The following is a 25,407-nucleotide window of genomic DNA, read 5'->3' as shown; positions in this document are numbered from 1 at the left end:
TGAGTAATTAGTTCAATATCACGAACGGAACCCACCGCTTGTAGAAGCGTTCTTGGAACTTGATAGGGGAGAGGATGGGGTTGTGGTCGCCTTGAACAATGAATCTTGTTTCGGGGTGTTTTTGTGCCAAAACGGCGATTTGCGAGAGTGTCTTGATAAGTCGTTCTGTGTAGGCGGAATCTATAGCTTCGGCGTTGTTATTGTAAATATCAGAAAATCCGGGTAATGGAAATTTTGTATCGTGGGTTGTCCAAGCTATAAAGTGTTTTTGAGTAGTGTCGGCGAGGATGTTGTCTATTTTGGCAATCATTTGAGCGTCGTTTAAAATGAGATCGCTTTTTGATTTTTTGCCATAAAACGAATCATTAAATCCTATGTTTGCGATGTATTTGTGCCGCCATTGTTCCATGCTGTCTCCGCCAAATAGGAATGTTGTTTTGTAGCCGATGTTTGCGAATGTTTGGGGTAAAAAGGTGGTATCTCGATGGCCTGTGGAGTCGCGTGTGAAAGTTTGTATTAGGTCTTCTCGTTCTGCTGTGCGGGTGCGGCTATACATGCGATTGTGAATGCCAACGAATATTGGGGCGTTGAATGTTTTTAATTGTTTTTCGAATCGCTTTATATCAAGAGGAATGCCCCAGCTTTCTACAAGTATGATGACATTGTTGCGTGTCGTGTCAACGTAATTTTTTGTGATGGAAACGGAATCTGTGACTGCCCATTCTTCTTTGAATTCATCGGAAATATTAGTTCGCTGAACGGGCTTGGGTGCGGTGCGTTCTAAGTAGTCGATTGTCGGGAATTGGACGAGTGGCTGGGCAGGATAGTAATTGAGTGCAGCTAGGTGAACGAATAGCGTAACGAATAAAATAAAGCTTATGGTGTTGAATTGGAATGATTTGATTTTCCAAACCATGGCGATTGCGAGGCTGCATGTGGCGAATGGTAATATTCCATACCAGCTTGTCTTCCAGTTTTTAAAGGCGAGTTGGTTTTGCAAATCTGTCCAAGCGATGGTGAAAAGTGCTGCAATGAGTAATATTAGGAGTCCTGAATATGTTATAAAACGTGCCGGGATTTGTTTTGGGCTTTTTAGGAAACCTCGCGGTGAAAAGAGTCTGCTACTCGGTATTGTCCTTAAAAGTTTTTCTTTGATAAAAACAATGAACAGCAACAATGCAAAGAACTCATAGCCGAATAGGCCGCGGACAATGTTCTGCCCTTTCTCGAATGTCAGTAAAAAAGATACGATGGTGATGAGAGCACTTGCTATGAGGGGGTATAGGAGACGTTGCATTATTCAGCCTCCTTTGAAAGAGTGTCTGCACTTTGTGTTAAACGGTATTTATAGAATGTCATGTCCCCAAATTTGGCAAGTGTGTCTAGGACAACTTTGTTGTAATAGTGGCGTTCTAAAAAATCGGTTAATCCGGGCTTGTTTAAGACAATTACGTTGTTTTTGACAACGTCCTTGATGGGATTGCTTATGCCAAAGTCTGCTAGTGCTGTGGTAACTTCGGGTAAGTAGGGTGTCCAATAGCCGAATGAAACTGTGCGTCTGAATGAACCGATTGGCGTTGCCAAGTAAGGCGGATTGCGGTGGTGGCTGAATCGCATGAATGCGTTCATACTGAGCAAAAACATTTTGTCGGGTTGGCTGTCGATGTAATTGAAAACTTGTGTGTAATCAGTGGAGTCTTCAACTGCAATTGTTCTCTTTTCTCCATTGACGGGGTTGCGAACTAAGTTCCCTGAATTTGCGTATGAAATTGTATTTGCAGTGGCGATTACGCCTAGTATGGTGTAAACAAGCTTTCGTGGAATTGCTAGCGTGATTTTATTGAATAACGGAATGGCGAGGACTGCTGCATAAAGCCAAAATCCGCTTTCGACGCGATAGACTAGCCGTCCCATAGCAAGCAGTTGAGCCATCAGTGCCAAGATGATAAAAAGGGATGCCCATGCGTAAATGGATTTTTTTCGATTCGTTATATAAATCAACAAGCACATGATAAACCACGTCCAAAAAAGTGGAGAGTGGAGTGCGTTGCTGAGGGCCGAAAATAATTGGCGAGGGATGAATTCTAGTGGATTTGTATCGCGATAAGGGGGAATGACATCGGTGTATCGTTTGAGACTGTCAACAGAGAAAACTTCGGTGTCATAGTGAACCCATTCTGTGAGCATGAGGTAATCTTTGCTGGATAATCCTAGTTCTTCGATATCTTCTAATACTGCGTTCTGATTGTAATTGCTGTTGTCGCCTAAAGCCACGCGAGGCCCTTGAAATTTATTGAATGCTTCGTATTCGGGAGTCTTGTATATATTTTGATCGAAATTGTGCATTGCGAATGCTGCCGCAAAAAGAATTGCTAGGCCTGCAATCACATGCCATTTGGCTTTCCAACACTCACGCAAAATAAATAGTAGCCCAAGACAAAAGAACGGCATGCCCATGAGGAACGCTTGCCACCGCATCACAGAACCCCACAGCATGAGGAGGACTCCTAATATAAATGGAATTGCTTTTTGAATGTCATTCTGGAGCGAAGCAACGGAATCCATAAAGCCATTGCGAGCTCCAAGGTCGTTGAGTCTCGCTGAAACGGTGGTGTGGCAATCTGTGTTTGATTGTTTTACCACTCCGTATGCAAACAGCAACATTCCTGCGGCACTCAAAATAGATGCACATTGCGTAAATTGAACCACTAAATAAAAGTCGCTTGCGAAAAGGGCCGTAAATAGAGCCGCTAGAATTGCTCCCCAACGTTCTCCGCATCGCTGTAACAATACGTATCCAATAACTGTGAACGAGAGAAAAACCGAGAACATTTCGCCAATATAATACCATCCGATTTTAGGGAATAGGTGGTATAATGGCGATAGTGCGTAGCCATAAATGGCGTTGACGAAAATCAAATGCGGATTATAATCTGTGCCGAGTGCGCCTGTGAGACGCGCTGCCATAAAGTAGTCATCGACGGCGCCAAACTTAAGGTCGCCGAAAATCAGGCATAAAGCTAAAAAGAAAAGATTAATAACTAAAGAGAATGTGAGTGCGCGTTTAAAAGGCATGTGAAAAATATATATTTTTTTGATATGATTCGCGTTTGTCAGGTGTTGCATGGAATTGTTGGTGGTGGTTCGGAACAAGTCGTTTTGAACTACTGTTCGCGTATGCACGACATTCATTTTGATTTGCTATATCAGTACGAGCCGAATCCGCAAATTTTGGAACGGTTCCGCGAAGCTGGAATCAATTGTATCCAGATTCCAGACAAGGTGCATCATCCGTTGAAACATTTATGGACGATGTTTAGGATCTTTCGTAATGGTAATTACGATGTGGTCCATAGCCACTTGGATTGGTTTATGAACAGCTATGTGTGCTTCTTGGCGATGCTTGCCGGTGTCAAGAAACGAATTGCTCATCACCACCAGGCTTATACTGTTTCGCAACCTTCTCGTTCTGGCTGTAATGTCACCCCGGACTTGTTCCGGGGCGGAATCGCCTATTCCATAAAAACGACATTATGCTCCGTAATGCGAATCCCTTGCAAACTTTTCGCCACTCACTGGCTTGCTTGTGGTGAAGCTGCCGCCATTAATGGTTGGGGTGCAAATACGGTAAAAACTGGCAAGGTGACGATATTGCCCAATGCCATTGATCCGGAACGGTTTAAATTTTGCGAATCCGTACGGCGAGAAATCCGTGTGAAATATGGAATTACCGATGATGATTTTGTAATCGGACACGTTGGGCGATTTTTCCCTGAAAAAAATCACAAATTCATTGTTGAATTGTTTTCAGAATATTCGCAGAACCATAGTAATTGCAAATTGCTACTGGTAGGGAATGGGCCTCTGCAAACTGAAATTCAGAACCAAGTAAAACAAAAAGGTATTGAAGGTAGAGTCATTTTTGCTGGATTGCAAAAAGATGTCGTTGGATTCTATAGTGCAATGGATGTCCTTTTGTTGCCTTCAACGCGTGAAGCTTTCCCGATGACGCTGATAGAGGCTCAATATACTGGATTGCCATGTATAGTGAGTTCTGCTGTGCCAAAGGAAACTGCTATAACGGACTGTGTATTCCAATTGCCAATTGAAAATGCAAAGCCTTGGTGTGAAATGTTAAGCTCGCTGAACTTGGCTGTTGACCGCAGGAATCCGCAGATAAAAAGCGAACGGTTTGATATTTGGAAATGCTACGGAATGTTGGAATCACTTTATCAGGTTGTATAATTTCATTATCAGCTTTTTTCCAAAAATTCGAATCATAAAATTTGCAAACTGTTGTTTAGGGCCAATCCATGATGCTGCGTAATGGTGAATTGTGCGTGTATTTTCTGTAATTTGGATTTTCCCAAATTCTGAAGGCTTGGGACAGAAATATTCGGCCGGATAAAAGTTTGCTCCTTCGAAATTAATAATGCCGGGTGATGCTTGTAGCCCTTTTGAACTCAACATTTCAGAAAAGTACTTGACAATCGTTTTTTTGTTGAGTGTGCCAGATGTAGTCTCGAACTGTATGTTGGCGTATAAGTCTAGCATTTCTTTTAATAAATGAAATTTTGGTTTGCAGGCAAATCCAAGGCCGGGATTACAAGCGAAATGGCTTTCGTTTTCGAGACCGAAAAATGATCCTTTTGCGAGAATATCATCTAGAGATTTGATGACCTCAACGTCTGTGTCAAAATAAATTCCGCCGTATTCATAAAGAATTTTGAATCGTGCATAGTCACTGACGAATGCGTATTTCTTATGCTTGTAGGCTTGTTTTGTATAGAGAATGTTGTTGACATCAAAGTTGTCTTCGTTCCATTCCTTTATCTCATAATCGGGTAGAAATTTACGCCATGAAGCAATGCATTTCTTTGCAAGAGGCGGCAACTTGTTATGACCGAACCAACAGTAATGTATGACTTTGGGAATCATTTTTGAATATTACCCGTTGTAAAAAAATAAATAATTGCTTATATCATTATCGGTTTCGTTATCTATTCTTTGGTGGTTGTATCCAAAATCTTTCAAGTATTTGTTGATTTCATTGAAAAACGGATTCCTAATTTCTATGAATATAGTGGGCTTGTGCGTTTTAATTGTGTTGAGCATTCCTTTTATAACATTGAGTTCGAATCCTTCAACATCAATTTTTACAAAAGAAATATCTTGCTCAAATTTTAAATCGTCGATGGAAATTATTGGAATATTGCCTTCGCTTGAGATCTTTAGTTGTGACGAACCCGTGTTGTTTATGTTGTAGCTTTTTATTTGTGCCGTTCCTCGTGTTTCTCCTACGCCAACATTAAATAATTTCACTTTATTTTGAAGATTGTTTATCGAAATATTTTTCTGTAATATTTGAAAAGTGTCTTGTACGGGCTCAAAACAGTATGCGCTTTGTATAAGGTCCTTTGAAAAACAATATAAAGTGTGATTTCCTATATTTGAACCAATGTCAAGAAAAATTCCTTTTTGGGGCGTGTAAAATCTGGATTGTTTGAAGATTGTGTTTAGTATTTCTACTTCATAAAAATTTTTTGTGTTGGCAATTTCTTTTTGAATAAGATCCGTTTTGTAATATGGAATGTAAAATTTTATCCCATTTTTCATGGTCAAAACGAAATCATTCTTTTCCATTTCTCTATCCATGTATAGAAATCGTTTTAATGCGTATATTCTTTCATGCCATTGCAAAATAGAGTAAAGTTTGATGCAAAACTTGTTTTTTTTAAGATTGTTTCGAATGTTGGAAAACATTTTTATCCTTGATTTAATGAATTTGTTATATAAATAAATCTGTTTAATTGGGTCTCTGGAGAATAATCTTTTTTTAATTTTTCTGCAATTGCCTTTAGTGAGGCTTTGGATGGAGGCGTGCTGATAATTTCATCTATTTTTTTTGATAATGAAATATAATCATTTGCTGGTTTGTAATAATTTAGTAATCCTTGTGTTGACTCTTTTAGAGCTTCGCTAGTTGAACTGATTACAGGGACTCCGCATATTGCAGCTTCTATGGGGGTGTAGCCAAAGCCTTCATGTAGTGATGTGGTGATGAATAGAGAGGCGTTTTCATAAACATAGTGGAGTTCTTCATTAGAGAGATCTTTTAGATGGATTATGTTTTGCTCTAGTTTATTTTGCTTAATTAGCGATTTGACCTGATTATCCCAAAAAGTGGTTTCTTTACCAACGATGACTAATTTATAATCGTTTTTAAACTTACATTCATTGTATGCTGCTATAAGTGTTTGAACATTCTTATGCGGCTGAAGTGTGTTTACATATAGAATGTATTTGTTGGGGATACCTTCTATTTGAGTGCTGCTTTTTGACAGTGATACACTATTGGGAATGATATGGATCTTGTTTTCGGAAATAGACAAATATTGAATAATGTCTTTTTTTGTACACCCAGAAATGGCTACTACTGTAGATGCTTGATTTATAAGTTTTTTGTAAAAGGCAAGATTTTTTAAATTTATTATTCTGGAATTTGTTTTTATCCCTTTTAAATCATGAATAACGATGATTTTTTTTTGAGTGATTTCAGCTATTGTTCCGCGATCTTGATCGCTTGCGATAAGGACTGTGTCGCAGTTTATTTTTGAGAGTGCTTTTTTGTATGTATAGCGAGCATATAAGTCGCTGATTATTGGAATCCTGTAAAGAAGATAATTTCGCTTGATTGTGTATATCTTGTAGTTTGGATACCTTTGGGAATATGACTTAAATTGGCTTATGTCTGCTAGCAATGTTATATTGGAAATCCCGTTAGAGTAAAAGGAGTCAACCAACTTGGTTATGTATGTAGGAATGCTTGCGTGAACATTCTTCGCATTTATGCAGGACATGTCAATTAAAAGATTCATAAGGGATTTATTAAAAGGCTATTATTTGGTTTTATGAGCTAATTTAGTTGAAAAATCATATAAGGGCTTGTAGAGCATTATTATCGTGTAAGCTAATATAACTGTTAAAGAGCTTATATTCAAATCAGATGCGGTTTTGAATATGTTTTGTCTTTTTCTTACAGCACCATGATATATTCCGATTGCTAAAAAACGTTTTCTCCAGTCTCTTGGAAATGATAAAATTTGTCCTTTTGCCCATAATAGGCATCCTTGTGGATTTTGTGTATGCTTGTTGTTGTTGTATGTTAGTCCGTTTTCTAAATAGTCCCCAATATATATAATTTCGTTGAACCATCGCATGTAATAACCATTTCTTGCGAGTTTATTTGATACAATTTCTTCGGAAATGAAATTTTCTCCAGGAATTTCGGGAAATGGAAATTTTTTTAGAATTTCAGTAAAATAGATTTCGGGTTTATCGCCTTGAAGATTATTCTGCCTTCGTTCTGTATTTTTTGCGTCTATGTAAAGGCTTGAATTGTTCCTTTCTCCAATAACGTTGAGTTCTTTGTTTCCTCGAAGTCCTGCTACGCCTGCCCATTTGTGCGAATTGTCTAAGGTATTGGTCCATTTGGTTACTTTTTCTACAGCATCTTTTGTTAAATAATCGTCTGAATCTACAGTAAAAAATAATTCTCCATTTGCTAATTGGACTCCGCGGTTTATTGCTCTATGTTTACCGCCGTTGGTTTGTTTTATATAGCGAATTGGGAATAGCTGTGATTTGGAAAGTATTTCAGAAAAATATTTTTCCGTGTCGTCTGTACTACCATCATCAACTACTATCCACTCAAAGTTTTTTGCAGTTTGTGACAAAAGTGATTGATAGAGCCTTTCTATCAATTGTCTACGGTTATAGGTGGGTGTGAAGATGGTGACAAACGGCATAAAAAACTCTAAAATATTTTTTTATATAAAAGATAAATAAAGGGGAAATGACAAAAAAAACTTAAAGAATGTGAATGTTCGTAATTGACATTGAAATCCTGGAAATCTTTTAAATATTGGGTTATTTTATTCTTTGCAAAATTTCTTTTGTCTTTCTTCAAGATGTATAAAGTTAAACATTTCCATAATAATGTTGCTAAGGTTTGTTGAAAAAATGCTGTATCTTTTTTTTCTTTAAAAAATTCATATTGTGATTCGAATACTTTGATAGCATCTTCAGGGTGTTGGGGGTATACAGATTTTGTTAATCCATTTTTTGACTGAAAGTAAAAATACGCTTTATAATTGCATTCTGCAATTTGATTGGACGCGTAAAAATACTTATATACAGTAGCTTCATCTTCAAAATGGAGCCTTTCAGGGAAGAATATACCAAATATAATTTTTTTCTTGAATATCTTACCCCAAGGAACGATTATTGTGAAATTTCCTTTTTTTTGATTTTCAAGCAAATAATCTTTTGCGTTTCTGTATGAAAAATTGTGATTCAATTCGGGTGGTGTTAAAATGTAATCGTTGCATATTTGGTAATTGCATATGGATATATCAATGTCTTCGTATTCAAATGGTATCATTAGTTGCTCAATGTAATTGGAGGCTATCCAATCGTCTGCATCCAAAAATGCAATGTACTCTCCACAGGACATCTGAATGCCTATATTTCTAGCTACAGAAGCGCCCTCGTTTGTCTTGTTGATAAGTACAATTCTGGAGTCTTTTTGGGCGTATTTATTGCAGATATTCAGGCTTGTATCGGTTGAGCCATCATTAATGAGAATGATTTCCAGATTAGTATACGTTTGGTTTACAATAGAATTTAAACAGCGGGTTAAATATTTATCCGCATTATAAATGGGGACGATTAAAGATACTAGGGGATTCATTTTCTGATATGGAATGGTGAAATTTTTCGAAGGATTGTATATAAATAGGGGTGCTTGCAAAAAATTTTAAGTAGAAAATAGTGGATAAAGGGATTGCTTTGTTTTTTTAGATATTTCTCGTAGTAATATAGTTTTATTTTAAGATTTTCATTTGATGAAATACTATTAATGTATAAAATTTGCCAACAAATAAGTTTGGCTTGGGTGGATAGTAAATCAATCATGTTATTTTTTAATATAAAATCAAATTGTTTTTCTTCTGCTTCTAACAAATCATGTGGGTGTTGATTTCCCATGATGCTGTCGGTGCGTTGAAAATAGAAATAGAGAATTTTGGAAGTGTATGATATTTTTTTTGATTTATTAAATAGGAGATAAGTCGTGAATTCGTCTTCATGAAATTTCCCAATAGGAAAACGAAGTGTAGAAAAAAGATTTTGTTTGTATATTTTCCCCCATGAAACTATAAATGCAAGGTGATTCTGGCTGAATAAGTGAAAAATCGCTTCTTTGTTTGAATATGTTTTTATAACGCTTTTAGAGTCTTGTTTTGGTGTGTTTTGCGTAGTTCGGATATTTTCTGCAATAGCAATGTCAGTATTTTCTTTTATTGTAATTTTAAATAACTCTTCAATATATTTTTCATCCACCCAGTCATCGCTGTCAACAAACGAAATAAATTCTCCTTTGCATATATCTAATCCAACATTTCGAGCATCTGATAACCCGCCGTTTTGTTTGTGAATGACTACAATGCGTTTGTCCTTTGCTGCATATTCATCACAAATCTGTGGACATCCATCGGGGGAACCATCATCTACCAAGATGATTTCAAGATTCGCGTAGGTCTGGTTGACAATGCTATCTAAGCATCGCCGCAAATACGGCTCAACCTTGTAGATGGGGACGATTATGGAAACTAGAGGATGAATCATGCTTTATTTTTTTTGCTTGATTGGAAAAATTTTTTTCGAATATCTGTGTTAGGTAAGTGGAGAAATTTCCAAATTTTCGCATATAGCGGGAGATTGTCGTATGGATTTACCCAGGAAGCTGCAAAATGATGGATTGTTCTAGTATTTGGGGTAAATTTTTTTTCGCCAGTTACGTAACTTATAGGGCAAAAATACTCCATTGGGTAAATGTTAATTTCATCAAATTGGATTATTCCTGATTGAGGCTTTACTCCTTTTTTTATAAGTAATTCTGACAAGTATTGAACTACGGTGTTTAAGTTGAGTTTTCCATTGGGAAGTAAAAAATTTAATGATTTATATAACTCTATCATGTCTTTACATATTCCAAGCCCGGGATTACAAGAAAATCCAAGCCCCGGAGCGCATGCAAATTTTCCAGTAAGGCAATCTTCTTCTAATCCCCAAAAAGACCCTTTATCAATGATATCGTCTAAAGGTTTTATAACTTCCACATCTGTGTCAAAATATATGCCTCCATGTTCATACATTATTTTGAATCTGGCGTAATCGCTTACAAATGCATATTTTTTTTGTTGGTACGCTTGAGTTGTATAGGGAATTTCGTTGACGTTAAAATTGTCTTCGGTCCATTCTTTTATTTCATAGTCTGGAAGAAATTTTTTCCAGGAAGCAATGCATTTTAAAGCTAAATCGGGGAGGGGCTTTCGTCCGAACCAACAGTAATGAATTGTTTTAGGAATCATGATTATTTCCGACACTAAATTACGTTTAAATTTTATTTTTTAGCCATTTTTTATTTTCTTTGATTTTTAGGTCTGCAATATCCCAATTTATATCGCATAACAGTATGTCAAGATTATCCTTGTAGATTCTTGTTTCCAACTCCATTTGTTTTGTTAAATCGTATATTCTTTCATTCATATCGCTCATTAGATTTATAAGAGGAAAAACAAGGAATGGCTTATGATAAATTATTGAAAATGCAGTCCCGTGGAATGAATTTGTGATTACATATTTTGCATTACTTATCAGACCGAGCCATTCTTCTACAGTTGCATAGATTTTGTTTGGAATATTTTCATTTCTACCTTGACTTTCTACATACTTAACTTCTAATCCATGTCTGTTACAAAATTCAATGATTTTGAATATAGGCAACGCAATTTCTCCGCCAAGCATATAGATTAATACATATGGCTTATTAAGGGGAACTTTTGTTGCAAACTTGTTGTATTCTCCAGTTTCTAGTAAAAAAACGGGGTCCAAAATTTTAACAGCATCGTTTCGTCCGCATTGTTTGCAAAGCTCAATGCCGTTGTTTTCGCGAACGGTGATGAAATCGAATTTTTTTAAATAGGGGGTAAAACTTTTTAGTTCTTTTTTTGTGTATTTTCTGTGCCCAACGCTAGGCGCTATCGAAAAACGCCTTATTTTTTTTTGCACCCAGCCGAGCATCCAATACCATCCTGCCGCAGACCATGTTTGATCGCTGCCTACACAGAACGAATCGTATCCACTTGAAAGTATTTCGTCAAAAGTCCCAGTTTGACATGAAAAATACTTTTTTCTGAAAGAGTTAAAGTGTCTGGGATGAGTTTTTTCTTGATTTGCTGTAGTTAATGCCCATTCTTTGAATGTGTTTTCTTTTTCAAGTTCTTTTTCAATAATTGAATTTTTTTTGTGAGGCGTTAATCGTGAAGCGACGTTTTTAAGATAACCATATGTGATTTGTATAGACCACTTGATAAGACGGGGGAATGTTCTTTTCCATCCGTTGGGCTCGACAAGGATTGGAACATGACCTAAACTTTTTAAATATTCCTGAGTTGCCAAATATTGGAGTATTTGACCATAGTTGTCGATTGTCGAATTGAATGTTATAATTCCTATTTTTGCCATTTGCGGATGAATAAAATTTTCTTTATGATAAATAATGAGAAAAAATAAAATTTTTGAAAAAATATGTACGAATACTTTATTGCTAGACCCGTATTTAAACTCAACTTTAATGGGAAATGAAATCTATCATACATGAAATAGAATACTTTTGAATGAAAATTCTGGGGGGGGCTCTTTTTTAGAGCTATGTTTCCGTAACAAAAATCGTCAAAATTTGTTTCTATATAATTAGCGTGAGACTTGATACAATTATGTAAAGGTGAGCTCCATGATATTAATGCGCTTACTCCAATATCGTCAAAATAATCAGGATAATTTCGTTCTATTCCCCAATAGTCCGCTATCGTCATGTCCGAGCCGCTCTTCCCATTTCTAAAATGACAAAAATGGCATGACGGGCGTAATACAAAATCATGTAAAAACAATTGCATATATGGTTGTTGCCATGCATTTTCAATGATTTTTTTGCCAGAAAGCGTTATGCTAAAACTATATGAATCCCATTTCCATCCAGTAGACTTATCTTTGAAAATTATGTTTTCAATTTTTCCTTTCGATGAAATGTTTTTTAAATAGTCTTCCCAAATTCTTGGATTTGGTACACCGTGGCAGGCAACATCAACGGTGGTTAAGTTTGAATATTTCTTATTTAGAAATCTCAATAATCCTGCGATTTGACAAGGTGTTCCTGAAAATAATACAGGAATTTTATCTTGTAAATCTTTTTGAACTTGTTTGAATGTTGTTCCCATTGTGCTTTGAACGTATTTTGAACCTCGTAAAAGGTATAGTTCAGTTTCAGATTCTACACGAATGTGATGTACTTTCCAATTGTTATCAAACGCAGCTCCATAAACAGTTCCTCCTTTAGCCAATGTGTCTTTGGCGAGAATAGAGAATACTCCGCCTGAGGAACTAGCTATTCGTTCTTCTTTATTTTTGCTTTTTACGGCATAAACGTGTTTGGGGATACGTTCTTCAGACTCGTTTTTTATAGGACACACTTTATCACATGCTTTGCAATTTATGCATGCTTTTTCGTTAACAACAGGATAATCAAATCCAAGTTTGTCCCTATGCATTTTTATTGCGTGAACAGGACATGCTTGTTCGCATGCCGAACATCCACAGCAATCTATTTCGTTTTCAATCCTTATCATACATTAGTTGAAGAATTTCTTTAAAATAAGTTGTCTGTCTTCTTTAGTTAAAATTATAATAAAACTGAAAATGAAACATGGTATGCAGATGGCTGTTGTTGCGATGAATAGTTCAATCCATGAATTTGGAACTACTATGTGACGAATTCCGTAGCCTGCCAAAAGACAAAGTGCTAGACAGAAAAGAGATTTGAAAATGTCCTTAAAGAAAGATTTTTTGGATATTTCCAAGCACTGAGCTCCATATATCGGTAAGAAGAGGAAACCTCGAATAATTCCGCAAATAGAACGAGTACCAGCAAGAATGAAAAGTCTTTTTTCTGGTGATTCAAAAAAACACATGGATACCATTACAATTGCAAAAACAAGAAGATTGTTTGCGACTGTGAAAATTGTTGGAACTTTGATTTTATTTGTTACTGTAAAAATGTTCCAAAGGGATTCTAAGGGTAAGGTGTATGGCAGGGCGAATGTCCCCAAAATAGTTAATCGTATTAGTTTAGATGAATCTTCTGTCGGTAGCCAAAGTTTAAAGAAACAATCTCCATAGATGTAGAGAAATACTAAGGGTACTACTGCAAAAAAAGATAAGAAACGAATAGATTTATGGATCTCTTTTAGAAGATTGTCTTTTTTGTTTTGGGCGTATAATTTTGTGAAAACTGGGGCGAAAACTCCGGATATGGTTTGGAAAAGACCGAGTATCAAAAAAGGAATATTTTTAGTTATTGCGAACATTCCCATTTCAATGGTGCCAATAAATAAATTTGCAATTAGAAGATCTAAACCCTGCCCAAGAATGTCGCCCAACTTCGCAATTAGATTCCAAACACCTGATTTTAGAAGTTCCTTTATTTTCCCAAAATCGAAATAACTTTTTTTTATATGTAGGTCTGGTGTAAGGCTTGCAGCGAATCGAAAATTCGTGATGGCAGTGTATGCTGCGAGAAGAAATCCGGCAAGGCCGATATACCAAAGATGGATATTAAAAAAAGAGAAGCACAATACTATGGTTGATGCGTTTATCACAGTTCCTAGGATGTTTCGAATGTTTCCTAAATCTAGTCTGTTTTTTACAAAGAGAGAGACTCCCCACGTGTTTGATATTAGGTTGAAAATGTTGTTTAATGCTAATAATGCAAATAGCATTTTGACTTCAAAAATAAGAGTCTGAGGAATGCTGACGATAGATTCCATCCATATGATGAAAAACAAAGAAAGTAATGCAATGATTAAGCTAAGGATGATATTGGAAAAGAAAACGGATGTGTAGTATTTGTTGGCAGAGTCTATCTTGTTTTTACAATATTCAATAGTGATAAATCGTCCGGCCATGGAATTTAAGGCTATTGAAATCAGTCCTGTATAGCTGATGATATTTGTTGTCAGGCCTATAAAACCATATGCTTCGGTTCCTAATGATTTGACTATGTATGGCGTTAAGAAAAAATTAATAAAAAATCCCACTACAAATGCTGCAACTGCGGCTATCATGTTGAGTGGAAGTTGTGAAAATGTTGCCATTATATATGTGAACCTGTTTGTTGTCGTTTTTTATTTCAATATGGTCATGCTGCTGTTGCTTTTCATCTAGAACAGGTTCTCTTTGATAACTTTTTTCTGCTTTTGCTTCAGGATGAAATCTGTTACCAAACGAAAAAAATCAGCTTCTTCTGGGTCTTTTGCCGATGAGATAATGTCAAAGGATTCGTCAAAATTGATTTTTTGACATTGTGTGTAGAGTTGATGTAATGCTTCTTTGTTTGACATAGAGATCTATTTCAATAATATAGATTAAAAGTCCTATGATGGCGAATTTATATGGGGATTGATGCCTAATTTGGGGCTTTATACTAGTTTTTGTTGTGGGTATTGACAATGTCTTTCTTATCCTGATTTTAATGCTGGTAGCAATGGCTATGTTCTTTCTGCGAGGTAGTGTAAAAAAACGCTTTAAATTTGTTTTTATATATTTTATTAACGATGGACGAAAAATCGCAAATCATCTATATGCAGACTAGGCTTACGCGTCTTGCGGCGGAAAGGTGGAAAATGTCGCTTCCGCAGGTTGCAACCCTTTTTGAAGAAAAGGGGGTGTATCATTATATCGCGAAGATGTGGGATTTGTTCCATGTAGAGGGTGATTTAGCTGTACTTGACGATGTAAAGCAGTATCTTGACGCGAAGGGGGCTACCTGTGGTTGATTTATTGAAAGATGGAGACATCCTTTACCATGGTAGCTTTTGCGAAGTACAAACTCCTGATTTACAGAAGTGCGCTCGTTATAAGGATTTTGGTCAAGGCTTTTACCTGACAACTGACAAGAAACAGGCCGAATCCTTTGCTAAAATTTCTACGCAGAAAGCTATAGAAAATAGTCTTGTTGCAAGTCAAAAATATGGCGTGGTCTCGGCGTTCCGGTATAAAGAGGATGGCTATCTCAATATCAAAATCTATGAGACTGCTGATTCATCTTGGCTTCATTGTGTAGTTGCTCATCGAAAGAAAAACGTTTTCGCTGATGTGCTGGGAGATTGCTCTAAATATGATGTTATTGGGGGCAAAATTGCAAATGATGCAACCAATAGTACGATTGTGACTTATATGGCGAATGCGTTTGGCGAGATTGGCTCTGCCTCTGCAGATGATATTTGCATTCGGTTGTTACTTCCAGAGCGATTAAAGAATCAGTATTGCTTCAAGTCTAATGCCGCATTGAACCAACTGTCGTTTATGGGGAGTGAACGTGTATGGATGTAATGACTGATCGCATTAATGCAGCCATTGACTTGCTTACTACGATGGTTGTTGAAAGCATAGCAAAAGAGGATGGTTGTGATGCATCCGATGTTTTGCCTCGCTTTTTACGCTCGCATACGGGACAAATGCTCTATAATGAAAGTAGCAAGCTTTGGTGGGATGGCCCCGCATTTATAGAGGAACTATACCGTCAGGAACTATCTAAAACGTCTGTTCGCGCACAACGTATTGCGGTGACTGGTTGATGCTGATGTAGATGCGGCCGATGTATTCGCCGATGAGCCCGAGCAAAAGCATGATCATGCCGCCGGTAAAGAGTATGGTGGCGAGCATGCTGGTGTAGCCAACGGGGACTTCGGGGAACATGAGTTTTTTGTAAATGACAAAGAGGCCGGCCCCGAAGCCTACGAGGGCGCAGAGGATGCCGATGAAGGTGGCGGCGCGGAGGGGCTTCACGGAGAATGCGGTAAAGCCGTTAATCCAGAGTCGAATGAGGCCTGTGAGGGTGTAGCCGGATTCGCCTTCTATGCGGTGGCGGTGTTCGACTTCTACGTTGCCGAGGCTCTTGGTGGCGCGGAAAACGAGGCCACTGATGTAGGCGAAGGGGTGGGGATAGCGCACGATTTCATCGGCGATGAATTTGCGCATGATAAAGAAACTCGTGGTGTGGAGCGTCTTGGGTTGGCCGATGATGGCTTCTGCCATTTTCTTGTTGACCCAGCTACCAAAGCGGCGGAACAGGTGCTGCGCGGAGTGCCTGTAATAGCCGTAAACAACATCATAACCTTCTTCGATTTTGTCGACGAGCTTGAAGCTTTCGCTGGCGGGCGTTTGTCCGTCGTCATCGAGGCTGATGATGTAATCGCCAGTAGCTTGTCCGTAACCAGCCATGAGCGCGCTGTGCTGACCGAAATTTTTGGCGAGGCAGATTCCCTTGATATGCGTGTCTTCGGCGGCAAGCTTCTTGATGACTTGCCATACGTTGTCGGGGCTGCAATCGTTGACGAGTACGATTTCGTATTCGGTGCTTGGGCGTGTGGCGATTGTTTCGCGGATTTCTTGGACGACTGCCGAGATTGTGTTTTCGCTACGGTAACAGGGAATTACAAAAGAGAGTTTCATCTAGAACCTTTGCTGAACGGATTCCCACTTGTTGCTTTGGGCGGACTTGGCGGCGGCTTGCATCATGGCGAGGCCTTCGAGCGATGTGCGGATGCCGCATACGTACTGGCTTTTGAAGCTGCCGGTGGCAAAATACTGGTTGAGGCAATCGGCGATGTCTTTATAGTAGTTCGCGAAAGCTTCGATGAATCCGGCGGGGTGGCCTGCTTTGAAGCGATTGTAACGCTGCTGGTTGGCAATTTTGACGTCGCCGGTGCGGTCGCGGAGGCTAACGTTGCCGCGCAGGTCGCACGTCTTGAGCGTTTCGGGTTCTAGCTGGAACCATTCGGCGCTGCCTTCGCTGCCGTAAACGCGGATGCGCAGCCCATTGCGGTTGCCGAGTGCAGTCTTGCTGAACCAGATTTGTGCGCGAACGTTGTTCGTGTATTGCACGAGTGCGCCCACGTTATCAACGATTTGCGGGAAGAGTCCGAAGGTTGTCTGGTCGGCGACGATGTGTTCGGGGCGTTCGCCTGTCAAAAAGTAAATCATGTTGTGCAGGTGGCTGCCGAGGTCGAGTGAAATCTTCGGAATCACGGTGTCCTTGAGTCGCCAACTTTGCGGCTTGGGCGGTTCGTTGTTTGCGCCTAGGCGCATAAAGCCTTCTTGCGGCATTTCAACTTGCACTTGCTGAATTTTTCCGAGCTTACCATCGGCGATGAACTGCTTGAGTTCGCGAATCATCGGGTATCCGGTGTAGTTGTACGTGGTGCAGAAAAATCCTTTTGTTTCGGCAACAACTTTTGCAATGGCTTCGCCTTCGGCAACGCTTGTGGCGAGCGACTTTTCACAAATGACGGGGTAACCTGCTTTGAGCGCGTCGATGACGATGTCTTTGTGGTAGTCTGTCGGTGCGAGTACTACGACTGCATCGAGTTTGCCTTTTTCGGCTTGCAATAAATCTTGATATTTCGCGTACGTGCGTTCTTCGGAAACACCCCAGGTGTGGGCAGTTTCGCGGTTTGTTTCTTCGTGCGTGCTGAATGCGCCGGCCACGAGTTCAAAATGGCCGTCCATCTGGCTTGCCGCCTTGTGGACTTCGCCGATGGCTGAATTGATTCCGCCTCCGATAAACGCAATTTGGTAAGGTTCTTTTTTCATCGTTTTTGAATATAGGATATTTCTTTTCGATTAGATGGCGGATCTGGTCCGCCATGGCGTTTTTAGTTGTCATTCCGGGCTTGACCCGGAATCTCCTTTATTCTACTATGATTTTGGCAAGTTCCGTCATTCTTGCTGTTTTGTCTTGCATTTCGGCGAGGGTGTCGAACTTGAAAAATACGATGCCTGCTTTGTATAAGAGCTTGTCTGAAATAGATTCGCCCGGCTTGTACCACAGAAATTTTTCGACGATATTCTTTTGAATTTCTGGAGCAAAGGTGACGTCGCGGACTATTCCTTCACGGTCCGCCATAATGCAATGCCTGAGCCAGGATCCTTGCGTGGGAACATCGGCGATGCCCGAAATATCCATTCCAGTTTCTGCCATCACAATGAATTTTGGGTAGTCGATTCCGGTGGCGTATTTGACGAATTTGATGTACAGATCTCCTGGCGGTCGGCGACATATCTCAATGATGACTGGCGTGCCGTCAGCACGCTCGATGTATTGGATATGCAAAATGCCATCGACGAGGTGTAATTCGCGGGCGATGCGTTCGCTGTAGTCACGGAGCTTGGCGAGGCCCGCAGCACTTGTGGTGCTTGGCGAGTTTGCTCCCGAGACCATGTACTTGTTGAGGTGATACTGTTCGTTGTCGGAAAATGCAAATGCGACTTTGCCTTTCACGAGCATGGCGGAGAATCCGTGGTTTGTGCCTTGTACGAATTCTTCGACTACAATGTGGTCTTGCCGAGTGCAGCTGCAGGCATCTTTGTAGGCCGCGCGAGCTTCTTCGATGTTGGCGGCACGGTGGATGCCTTTGCCACCGGTCAAATCAACGGGTTTGACGATGATGGGAAAGGTGAGCTGTGCAATTGCCTCGTCAAAATCTTCGCGCATCTCGGAAGAGCACTTCTCGGCGACTTTAATTGTAATTGCCTGCGGTGTCGGTATTCCTAGTCTTGTCGCAAGTGCGCGATATTTGTCCTTATGATGTAGCTCAAGGCTTGTCGCATAGGAATCATGCCCTGGCAATCCCATTTTTTCGCAAACGTACACTGTTGAAAGCAAAGCGAAATCGTTGCATCCGGAACAAACGGCTTGCACGCCTTCATTGCTGGCTAGTTCTAACATAGCGTTTTTGTCGCTGAAGTCTGCAAAAACGGTCTTGTCGGCGTAAGGGTGTCCGAGCCCATCGCGATTGTTACCCGTAGTAATCACGTACCAGCCGAGTTCATGTGCCGCTTGAATGAGCGGAATTTCAGCATGGCTGCCGCCTAATAACAAGAGCTTCTTTTGTGGATTGCTTTGCTCCATTTCTTTTTACTTCCCGAAAAATTCCTTTACTTTATCACACACGAATTCCTGATCGTCTGGCTTTAATCCGTAGAACATGGGGAGTCGTAACAGACGGTCGCTTTCGTGGGTGGTGTAACGGTCTTCGCCATTGAAACGTCCGAAACGTTTACCGGCGGGGGCGTTGTGGAGCGGCACGTAGTGGAATACTGCGAGAATTCCATTTTTGACGAGATGCGCAATGAGGGCTGTGCGCGTTTTTAAATCGGCGACCTTCAGGTAGAACATGTGAGCGTTGTGGCAACATTCTGCCGGAATGTACGGGAGCTGCAAATCGCCTGCATCGGCGAGAGGTTGTAAACGTTCTCGGTAGGCCTTCCAGCTTGCCATGCGATTGTCGAAAATTTTTTGAGCGTTTTCGAGTTCGGCGTAGAGGTAAGCTGCGTTGAGTTCGCTCGGCAAGTAGCTCGAGCCGAGTTCAACCCATGTGTACTTATCGACTTCACCGCGGTGGAATTGCACGCGGTTTGTGCCTTTTTCGCGGATGATTTCGGCGTGGTCGGAATACTTTTTGTCGGTGATGAGAATGGCTCCGCCTTCGCCCATGCTGTAGTTCTTTGTCTCGTGAAAACTATAGCAACCGAAATCTCCGAGCGCCCCAAGCGAACGACCTTTGTAGGTGGCCATCATGCCTTGCGCTGCATCTTCGATGACGAATAAATTGTGCTTTTTAGCGATGGCGTTGATTGTATCCATTTCGCAGCCGACGCCTGCATAATGCACTGGGACGATGGCGCGAGTCTTTTCTGTGATGGCTTCTTCAATCAGCTTTTCGTCAATGTTCATGGTGTCGGGGTGGATGTCCACAAACACGCATTTTGCACCGCGCATGGCAAAAGCATCGGCGGTCGAAACGAACGTGAACGATGGCATGATGACTTCATCGCCGGGCTGGATGTTGCACAAAAGTGCGGACATCTCAAGAGCGTGGGTGCAACTTGTGGTGAGCAATGCGCGGGCTACGCCCGTTTTTTGTTCCAGCCAGGCGTGGCATTTCTGGTTGAATTGCCCATCGCCGCAGATTCGGCCGCTTTCAACGGCCTTCCGTACATAATCAATTTCAGGCCCCACGAAGGGAGGCTGGTTAAAAGGAATTTTCATTGCTCTACACATCCCTAATTCTTTACAAAGCGTAATATATAATTTCTTTGGGAGTGTAGTGCTCATTTTACCTCCCAATGGCCGCCTTTGTCGGGGCCTACACGTTTAATGATTCCTTTTTGTTCCATTTTTTTCATATTCTTATTTACATGAATGCGGCTGATTCCTACGATAGCTGCAATTTCGTCTTGAGACACTGACGGATCTTGCTTAATTATCAATAAAATTTTTCTTTGGTTTTCTGTAACCTTTTCTGTAACCTTTTCTGTAACCTTTGGTGAGTTTTCGGATTCGTTTCTGGAAATTTCTTGTGTCTCTTTTCTCCAGATGATGGTCTTAAAGTCGTCGTCATCTTGGAATAGAGGCTTTTTTAAACCGTATTGTAGGCATTGCTTTACAATGTCTCCTGTCCCGGTTCCCGTCTTTTCTATGTATCCACAACGTTGCATGGCTTCTTTTACGGCCTCCATAGGAAGTTCTGGATGTGTGGGGACTGCTGCGGTTAGGCCTTGTGCTCTTGTTCCTATCCAATTGTCAACGCGGCTCAGTACGAAACTCGTTGCTTGGTCAATCAGTTGAAAAACATCGCCTTTGTAGATTTGTAATGAGGGAATTGGTTTTTCAACTTTGTTCCCATAAAATTGGGCGCATTTTACTTCTGAGGTGATAAAGAATTTTTGAGGCTTTTTGCCGAAAAGGAGAATGGATGCGTTGGCTAATTTGCCTTTTTCATCAATCATATCTAAATGTCGTAAGAAGTTCTCAACGGGGGTGTCGGAACTTAGTTTAAAATTACGTCTTTGTTTTGAAAGCTGGATGAAATTTCGAACTTTCTCTTCGTCAATATCGTCTATGGTAGCCTCGTTATTTTTGGCTTGATCAAAAGGACCTGTTCGAATGAGTTCTTTCTCTTCCATGTAAAGAACAAGGGCTTTATATACAGCATTTTTCAATTCATCATAGTCGGTAAATGATCGCCTCACGTTGTTCTTTTCAACTTTTTGAATGAATTTTATCTCTTTGGGGTGTCTTTGTGAATTGTCTTTTTTGATGAATATAAGGCATGTTTTATGTAGCTTATTTGCAAGATTGTATTCCTGTTCTGTGGGGGATATGCTGTTTTTCGATGCCGTGCCATATTCGTTACCCAAAAGTCCTAGATATATATCGCTTTTCTCGACTTCTTTAAGATAAATGTCATGGGTTTTGCTGTTGCTTGCTGGATGATTTTCAAAGATGAATGGCTTGAAAAATAACGACAAAATTGGGTCGTTCGTTAAGTATGAGAATAGCTGTTTGCGTTCTTCGGCAAATTCCCTTTGTACGCTTGAAATAAATATTTGAAATTTCATAAATCCTTCCGTTGTTACTCCTTTAACTATTTCAAAAAATAGGTGCCCCTAAATTTATACTCCTCGCGATTTCGCTGTCAAGGGGGCGGACTTTTGTTGGTGCTCTGATGAAAATACTACACCACTTGCTTATATTAAAATTTTGAATTATATTATAGGTGTATTAAAATTATGAGGATTAAATGCGGGTTTATAGATGTGATGAATTAGCTGTAGTGACGCCGCCTGGGCGGCATCTTGCTGAAAAAATTGAAGAAATGGGCCTTGATGCCAATGATTTGGCTGCACGCATGGGCTACACGCCCAAGGCGGTGAATGACATTTTGCAGGGAAATTGCCGAATCACGCCCGAATCGGCCATTTCTCTTGAAATGGTTACGGAAATACCTGCTGGGTTTTGGCTGCGTAGTCAGATGGCTTACGACGAATTTTTGTCGCGTGAGAAAATTAAGGCTTCGCTTATGGATCAGTCCCTTTGGAAAAAGTCTTTCCCCGTGGAACTTGATGTCCGCGAATGGGTTCGACAAAAAAAGGATGAAAGCAAATCTTTGATGCCTCTGTTGAAGTTCTTTGCGGTGGCATCTCCGCAGGCATGGGATGGTTATTACAAAAAGGCGCAACTGAAGGTGGCGTTCCGTATTTCGCTTGCGGAGGTCAAGGATCCGTATGTGACTTCGGCGTGGATTCGCCGTGGCGAGATTCTGTCGGATCAGGATCCGATGGAAAAGCTGGGGCAGCCTGCGGTTCGTAAAAAGCTTAAGGCGGCGCTTCCTGAAATTATTGCGTTTGCGGCTGCAAACAAGAAGTTGCCGAAGCGCGAAAAGCGTATCACCTACTGGACGCCTGAGGCGGAAGTGGTTGACGACTGCATGACTGGCTTGCAAGAGTTATGCCGCAAAATAGGTATTCGCGTGCTTTTTGTACAGAATTTCAAGAGCTCGCCGATTCACGGCATGTATCGCTGGTACAAGGATGTTCCGCTAATCCAGTTGCATGACCGCTTTAAAAAGCGTGAAACGATGTGGTTCACATTCTTTCATGAGCTTGCGCATGTGCTTTATCATGGCAAGAAGGGAATCTGCTTGCAGAACATCGAAATCACGCACAACTATCCCGAAAAAGAGGACGAAGCCAACTGCTTTGCGCAGAAGTGCATGCTGGAGGCGGGTTTTGACGCTTAGTAAGTCAACCCGAATCCGTACGGGTAGAGTCCCTTTTTCCCATCGCCAACGTTGATCGGGATTTGCTTGGCGTCTTTGGGCCAAGTGTGCGGGAGTTTGCCCGTGGGCTTGACTTTGCCAAAGAGTACATCCGCAACGCCAGCACCTTCGCTTCCGGGGAGCCATGCGACGACGAATGCGTCGGCGGCGTTGATGAGCGAGGTGATGGGGAGTGGGCGGCCGGTGATGAGTACGACGGCGACTTTGTGGCCTGCTTTTTGCCATTCTTTAATTTGTGCGATGTCACTGTCGGTGCTATTGAACGACATATCGGTTCTGGCTTTCTTGGTGATGATTTTGTTGTTGAAGTCATCGCCGCGGTAGTCGCCGAACCATTCGGCATACGGAACTTCGCCGATTACATAGACGATTGTCTTTGCTTCTTCGGTGGTGGCAACGCGTGCGCCATTTGCAACTTCGTCAAAGCCTGCCTGGATAGATGTTGCGCCGGGGACGTTTTCCATGGTGCCTTGCCAACCTTGTGTCCATGCGCCGCATTGTAAGCCGGTGTTGTTGGCGTGGGTTCCGGTGACGAAAATCTTGTCTGTAGTCTTGAGCGGGAGTACTTTCTTGTTTTTCAAAATGACGAGGCTCTTTTGCACAGCTTCGCGGGCGAGTTGGCGGTGCTCTGCGCTGCCGATGTTCTTTGTGACGCCAACGTAAGCGGCAGGGCCGCTTGGATTGTCAATCCTGCCCGCGCGAATCTTGGCGCGCAAGATTCTGCGGCAAGCATCCTTGACGCGTTCTTCGCTAATCGCACCTGATGCAACGAGCTCCTTCATGCTCTTGACAAAGCTTTCGGCGGATTGCGGAACCATTGCCATGTCGAGGCCTGCGTTGATGGCGTTCTTGATGGCGTCCTTCGAAGAAATTCCGGTGACGAGTCCGGGCGAGTAGTCGCCTGCGGCGCCCGGCGTTGTCGAACTTTCGATGCCTTCCCAGTCGGCGATGACGTAACCGTCAAAAGCAAGTTCTGTCTTGAGGATGCCTGTGATTTTTGCGGAGTCTACGTGCTGGTGGATGCCGTTTACTTGGTTGAAACTTGCCATGACGCTGAGTGCGCCTTGTTCAATGCCTGCTTCGTAAGGCGGCAAATACTTTTGGCGGAGAACTTTGTCTGTCATGGTGGCGTTCCCGCGGTCGTAACCGTTGTCGGTAGCGCCGTCGCCAATGAAGTGCTTGAGCGTGGTGATGATGCGCCATTCGGCGTCATTGTTGTCGCCTTGCTGACCGCGTACAAATGCGGCTCCGAGGTCAACAGCGAGTTCCGTTGTTTCGCCAAAGCCTTCGTACACGCGGCCCCAGCGTTCATCTTGCGGAACAGTGATGGCGGGGGCGAAGTTCAAGTCGATGTGTGCTGCCCACATTTCTTCGGCGACGGCCTGTCCGATTTTACGAACGAGTGCGGAATCTCGCGTGGCGCCGAGCCCGATGTTATGCGGGAAGATTGTTGCGTTATTCACGTCGGCGACGCCGTGGACGTTGTCCTTGCCGTAGGTGACCGGGATTTTCTGTTTCCAGGCGTTTGCGTAAAAGTCTGCCGTGTATGCACCGCCGCCTTCGAGTGCGGATCCGCAGATGCTGTTGCCGCATTTTATGGCCGGAGCTTTGGCTTGCGTCATTTGGGCTATCATGTCGTCGAGAGTCATCTTTGCCATGATGCTGTCGATGCGAGTTTCAATCGGGTCGCGCTTTAGCGTGATGCTGCTGTAATTGTTTTTGCCGGGAACGACTCTGAGTGTTTCGGGTAAAAATCCCGCTTTGCGTACGACGATGCTTTGACCTTTCTTGGCATTACCCAAGCTGAATGCGCCTTTGTCGTTTGAGAGTGTTCGCGCGTTGGCGATGAGCTTCGGGAGTGTCCTGACGGTGACTGCAGCGTTGTGGACGGAAGTGCCGGATTCATCAACGATGACGCCGCTGATTCCTGCCTGTGCAGTGGTGATGGCTGCGATTGTCGCAAATGCAAAAATGCCGATTTTTGAAAAATTCATAATTTACCTTTTACAAGATAAATCTACATTCAAAAAAGCGGGCGTGAAAACACGAGCCCGCTTTTTACTGTGTACGTCTGGACACAATTTTTATTCTTTGCCGCCGGACTTTGTGGGCGTTGTAATTGGGGTTGTCGTGTTGCTCAGTCGTTTGAAGCTTGGTGTCAATTCGTCTATGCAACCGATAACGTTATCGCTGGAGGTCCAAAACTTGATGTTGTGAGCCCCTTCGCTAAGGGAGTAATTGAGAAACCATTTGCTGCCTTTGGGACAATTGTTTAGGTTGACGGTAGATTCGGTGACCCAGTTGTAATAGTGTTCCGTGGCGTCGTAGGTGAAGTTTGCGGAGCTTGCGATTCCGAGGCTGTTGCCTGCGGGGGACCTGTATCCGATGTCGTGCCAGCTGCCGCCTTTTCCATGTTCGAATGCGTATGTTTCTTGCAATTTCATGTAGGTTCCTGCGGCAACGCTAATTTCGGAAGCTTTGGATTTGTCAATAAAGCCGAACAGCTTAGGAACGGCAACCGCAGCAAGGATGCCCGAGATGACGACTGCCACCATTAATTCAATAAGGGAAAAACCTTGTTTCTCCATATTGCTCCACATATCGA

At 41.6% G+C, this 25,407-nt stretch carries 25 protein-coding genes; 5 read left to right on the top strand and 20 right to left on the bottom strand.

Going from position 1 to position 25,407, the window contains the following annotated elements; all coding sequences use genetic code 11:
- Positions 1 to 7 precede the first annotated feature (7 nt).
- Together CRN95_RS03965 and CRN95_RS03960 are read right to left on the bottom strand one after the other, a co-directional pair.
- Positions 8 to 1,297 carry a hypothetical protein gene (locus CRN95_RS03965; protein ID WP_088630598.1) on the bottom strand — a complete coding sequence of 430 codons (1,290 nt, stop codon included), beginning with the start codon at positions 1,295 to 1,297 and terminating at the stop codon, positions 8 to 10.
- A complete protein-coding gene (locus CRN95_RS03960) occupies positions 1,297 to 3,075 on the bottom strand; it encodes a hypothetical protein (protein ID WP_097020135.1) in 1,779 nt (592 codons plus the stop codon). Before CRN95_RS03960 ends, CRN95_RS03965 begins: the two co-directional genes overlap by 1 nt.
- 24 nt (positions 3,076 to 3,099) lie before the next feature.
- On the opposite strand from CRN95_RS03960, the gene CRN95_RS03955 reads away from it, so the two are divergent.
- Complete coding sequence (locus CRN95_RS03955; protein WP_088630600.1) at positions 3,100 to 4,245, top strand: glycosyltransferase; 1,146 nt, start codon at positions 3,100 to 3,102, stop codon at positions 4,243 to 4,245.
- Here the strand turns inward: CRN95_RS03955 and CRN95_RS03950 are convergent.
- The 11 genes from CRN95_RS03950 to CRN95_RS03900 form a co-directional block, all read right to left on the bottom strand.
- Positions 4,225 to 4,938 carry a glycosyltransferase family 32 protein gene (locus CRN95_RS03950; protein ID WP_088630601.1) on the bottom strand — a complete coding sequence of 238 codons (714 nt, stop codon included), beginning with the start codon at positions 4,936 to 4,938 and terminating at the stop codon, positions 4,225 to 4,227. The two genes, CRN95_RS03955 and CRN95_RS03950, sit on opposite strands and share 21 nt — an antisense overlap.
- A gap of 9 nt (positions 4,939 to 4,947) precedes the next feature.
- Complete coding sequence (locus CRN95_RS03945) at positions 4,948 to 5,655, bottom strand: FkbM family methyltransferase (RefSeq protein WP_159462267.1); 708 nt, start codon at positions 5,653 to 5,655, stop codon at positions 4,948 to 4,950.
- A 110-nt stretch (positions 5,656 to 5,765) separates the two neighbouring features.
- The gene (locus CRN95_RS03940; RefSeq protein WP_088630603.1) at positions 5,766 to 6,878 is read right to left on the bottom strand and encodes a glycosyltransferase family 1 protein; all 1,113 of its coding nucleotides are present in this window, start codon (positions 6,876 to 6,878) and stop codon (positions 5,766 to 5,768) included.
- A gap of 21 nt (positions 6,879 to 6,899) precedes the next feature.
- Positions 6,900 to 7,808: a glycosyltransferase family 2 protein gene (locus CRN95_RS03935; RefSeq protein ID WP_088630604.1), complete on the bottom strand. Its 909-nt coding sequence runs from the start codon at positions 7,806 to 7,808 to the stop codon at positions 6,900 to 6,902.
- Positions 7,809 to 7,816: 8 nt separating this feature from the next.
- Positions 7,817 to 8,752, bottom strand: a complete 936-nt coding sequence (locus CRN95_RS03930) for a glycosyltransferase family 2 protein (protein ID WP_088630605.1) — start codon at positions 8,750 to 8,752, stop codon at positions 7,817 to 7,819.
- Positions 8,749 to 9,687, bottom strand: a complete 939-nt coding sequence (locus CRN95_RS03925; protein WP_097020133.1) for a glycosyltransferase family 2 protein — start codon at positions 9,685 to 9,687, stop codon at positions 8,749 to 8,751. Before CRN95_RS03925 ends, CRN95_RS03930 begins: the two co-directional genes overlap by 4 nt.
- Complete coding sequence (locus CRN95_RS03920; protein WP_088630607.1) at positions 9,684 to 10,433, bottom strand: glycosyltransferase family 32 protein; 750 nt, start codon at positions 10,431 to 10,433, stop codon at positions 9,684 to 9,686. The genes CRN95_RS03925 and CRN95_RS03920 overlap by 4 nt, the downstream gene beginning before the upstream one ends.
- Before the next feature lie 25 nt (positions 10,434 to 10,458).
- Entirely contained in the window at positions 10,459 to 11,589 is a 1,131-nt protein-coding gene (locus tag CRN95_RS03915; RefSeq protein ID WP_088630608.1) for a polysaccharide pyruvyl transferase family protein, read from the bottom strand.
- Positions 11,577 to 12,749: a Coenzyme F420 hydrogenase/dehydrogenase, beta subunit C-terminal domain gene (locus tag CRN95_RS03910; RefSeq protein WP_088630609.1), complete on the bottom strand. Its 1,173-nt coding sequence runs from the start codon at positions 12,747 to 12,749 to the stop codon at positions 11,577 to 11,579. The genes CRN95_RS03915 and CRN95_RS03910 overlap by 13 nt, the downstream gene beginning before the upstream one ends.
- 3 nt (positions 12,750 to 12,752) lie before the next feature.
- A complete protein-coding gene (locus tag CRN95_RS03905) occupies positions 12,753 to 14,243 on the bottom strand; it encodes a lipopolysaccharide biosynthesis protein (RefSeq protein WP_159462266.1) in 1,491 nt (496 codons plus the stop codon).
- Between the two features lie 96 nt (positions 14,244 to 14,339).
- Positions 14,340 to 14,519 (bottom strand): hypothetical protein, encoded by a 180-nt coding sequence (locus tag CRN95_RS03900; protein ID WP_088630611.1) that lies wholly within the window; start codon positions 14,517 to 14,519, stop codon positions 14,340 to 14,342.
- 213 nt (positions 14,520 to 14,732) lie between these two features.
- Between CRN95_RS03900 and CRN95_RS03895 the strand changes: the two genes are divergently transcribed.
- From CRN95_RS03895 to CRN95_RS03885, 3 genes are read left to right on the top strand one after another with little or no spacing between them, the layout of a single operon-like run.
- Entirely contained in the window at positions 14,733 to 14,954 is a 222-nt protein-coding gene (locus CRN95_RS03895) for a DUF3791 domain-containing protein (protein WP_085491469.1), read from the top strand.
- Positions 14,947 to 15,510, top strand: coding sequence for a DUF3990 domain-containing protein (locus CRN95_RS03890; protein WP_088630612.1), 564 nt, complete (start codon positions 14,947 to 14,949; stop codon positions 15,508 to 15,510). Before CRN95_RS03895 ends, CRN95_RS03890 begins: the two co-directional genes overlap by 8 nt.
- Positions 15,501 to 15,755, top strand: coding sequence for a hypothetical protein (locus tag CRN95_RS03885; RefSeq protein ID WP_088630613.1), 255 nt, complete (start codon positions 15,501 to 15,503; stop codon positions 15,753 to 15,755). The genes CRN95_RS03890 and CRN95_RS03885 overlap by 10 nt, the downstream gene beginning before the upstream one ends.
- On the opposite strand, the gene CRN95_RS03880 is transcribed toward CRN95_RS03885, so the two are convergent.
- The 5 genes from CRN95_RS03880 to CRN95_RS03860 form a co-directional block, all read right to left on the bottom strand.
- Positions 15,712 to 16,632 carry a glycosyltransferase family 2 protein gene (locus CRN95_RS03880; RefSeq protein WP_088630614.1) on the bottom strand — a complete coding sequence of 307 codons (921 nt, stop codon included), beginning with the start codon at positions 16,630 to 16,632 and terminating at the stop codon, positions 15,712 to 15,714. The genes CRN95_RS03885 and CRN95_RS03880 overlap by 44 nt on opposite strands.
- The gene (locus CRN95_RS03875) at positions 16,633 to 17,772 is read right to left on the bottom strand and encodes a Gfo/Idh/MocA family protein (RefSeq protein WP_088630615.1); all 1,140 of its coding nucleotides are present in this window, start codon (positions 17,770 to 17,772) and stop codon (positions 16,633 to 16,635) included.
- A gap of 97 nt (positions 17,773 to 17,869) precedes the next feature.
- Positions 17,870 to 19,090, bottom strand: coding sequence for an acetyl-CoA carboxylase biotin carboxylase subunit family protein (locus CRN95_RS03870; RefSeq protein WP_088630616.1), 1,221 nt, complete (start codon positions 19,088 to 19,090; stop codon positions 17,870 to 17,872).
- A gap of 6 nt (positions 19,091 to 19,096) precedes the next feature.
- Complete coding sequence (gene rffA / locus CRN95_RS03865; protein WP_097020132.1) at positions 19,097 to 20,242, bottom strand: dTDP-4-amino-4,6-dideoxygalactose transaminase; 1,146 nt, start codon at positions 20,240 to 20,242, stop codon at positions 19,097 to 19,099.
- Positions 20,243 to 20,292: 50 nt separating this feature from the next.
- Positions 20,293 to 21,582 (bottom strand): DUF4062 domain-containing protein, encoded by a 1,290-nt coding sequence (locus CRN95_RS03860; protein WP_088630618.1) that lies wholly within the window; start codon positions 21,580 to 21,582, stop codon positions 20,293 to 20,295.
- A gap of 182 nt (positions 21,583 to 21,764) precedes the next feature.
- Between CRN95_RS03860 and CRN95_RS03855 the strand changes: the two genes are divergently transcribed.
- The gene (locus CRN95_RS03855; protein WP_097020131.1) at positions 21,765 to 22,763 is read left to right on the top strand and encodes a HigA family addiction module antitoxin; all 999 of its coding nucleotides are present in this window, start codon (positions 21,765 to 21,767) and stop codon (positions 22,761 to 22,763) included.
- Here the strand turns inward: CRN95_RS03855 and CRN95_RS03850 are convergent.
- Positions 22,760 to 24,796 (bottom strand): glycoside hydrolase family 3 N-terminal domain-containing protein, encoded by a 2,037-nt coding sequence (locus CRN95_RS03850; RefSeq protein ID WP_097020130.1) that lies wholly within the window; start codon positions 24,794 to 24,796, stop codon positions 22,760 to 22,762. The genes CRN95_RS03855 and CRN95_RS03850 overlap by 4 nt on opposite strands.
- 90 nt (positions 24,797 to 24,886) lie before the next feature.
- Positions 24,887 to 25,390: a type IV pilin protein gene (locus CRN95_RS03845; RefSeq protein WP_097020129.1), complete on the bottom strand. Its 504-nt coding sequence runs from the start codon at positions 25,388 to 25,390 to the stop codon at positions 24,887 to 24,889.
- Positions 25,391 to 25,407 lie beyond the last annotated feature (17 nt).

This window comes from Fibrobacter sp. UWB16 (assembly GCF_900215325.1).
Taxonomy (GTDB): Bacteria; Fibrobacterota; Fibrobacteria; order Fibrobacterales; family Fibrobacteraceae; genus Fibrobacter.
Note: the sequence above shows the minus strand (reverse complement) of the source record. Positions and strands in the feature narration are given on the sequence as shown.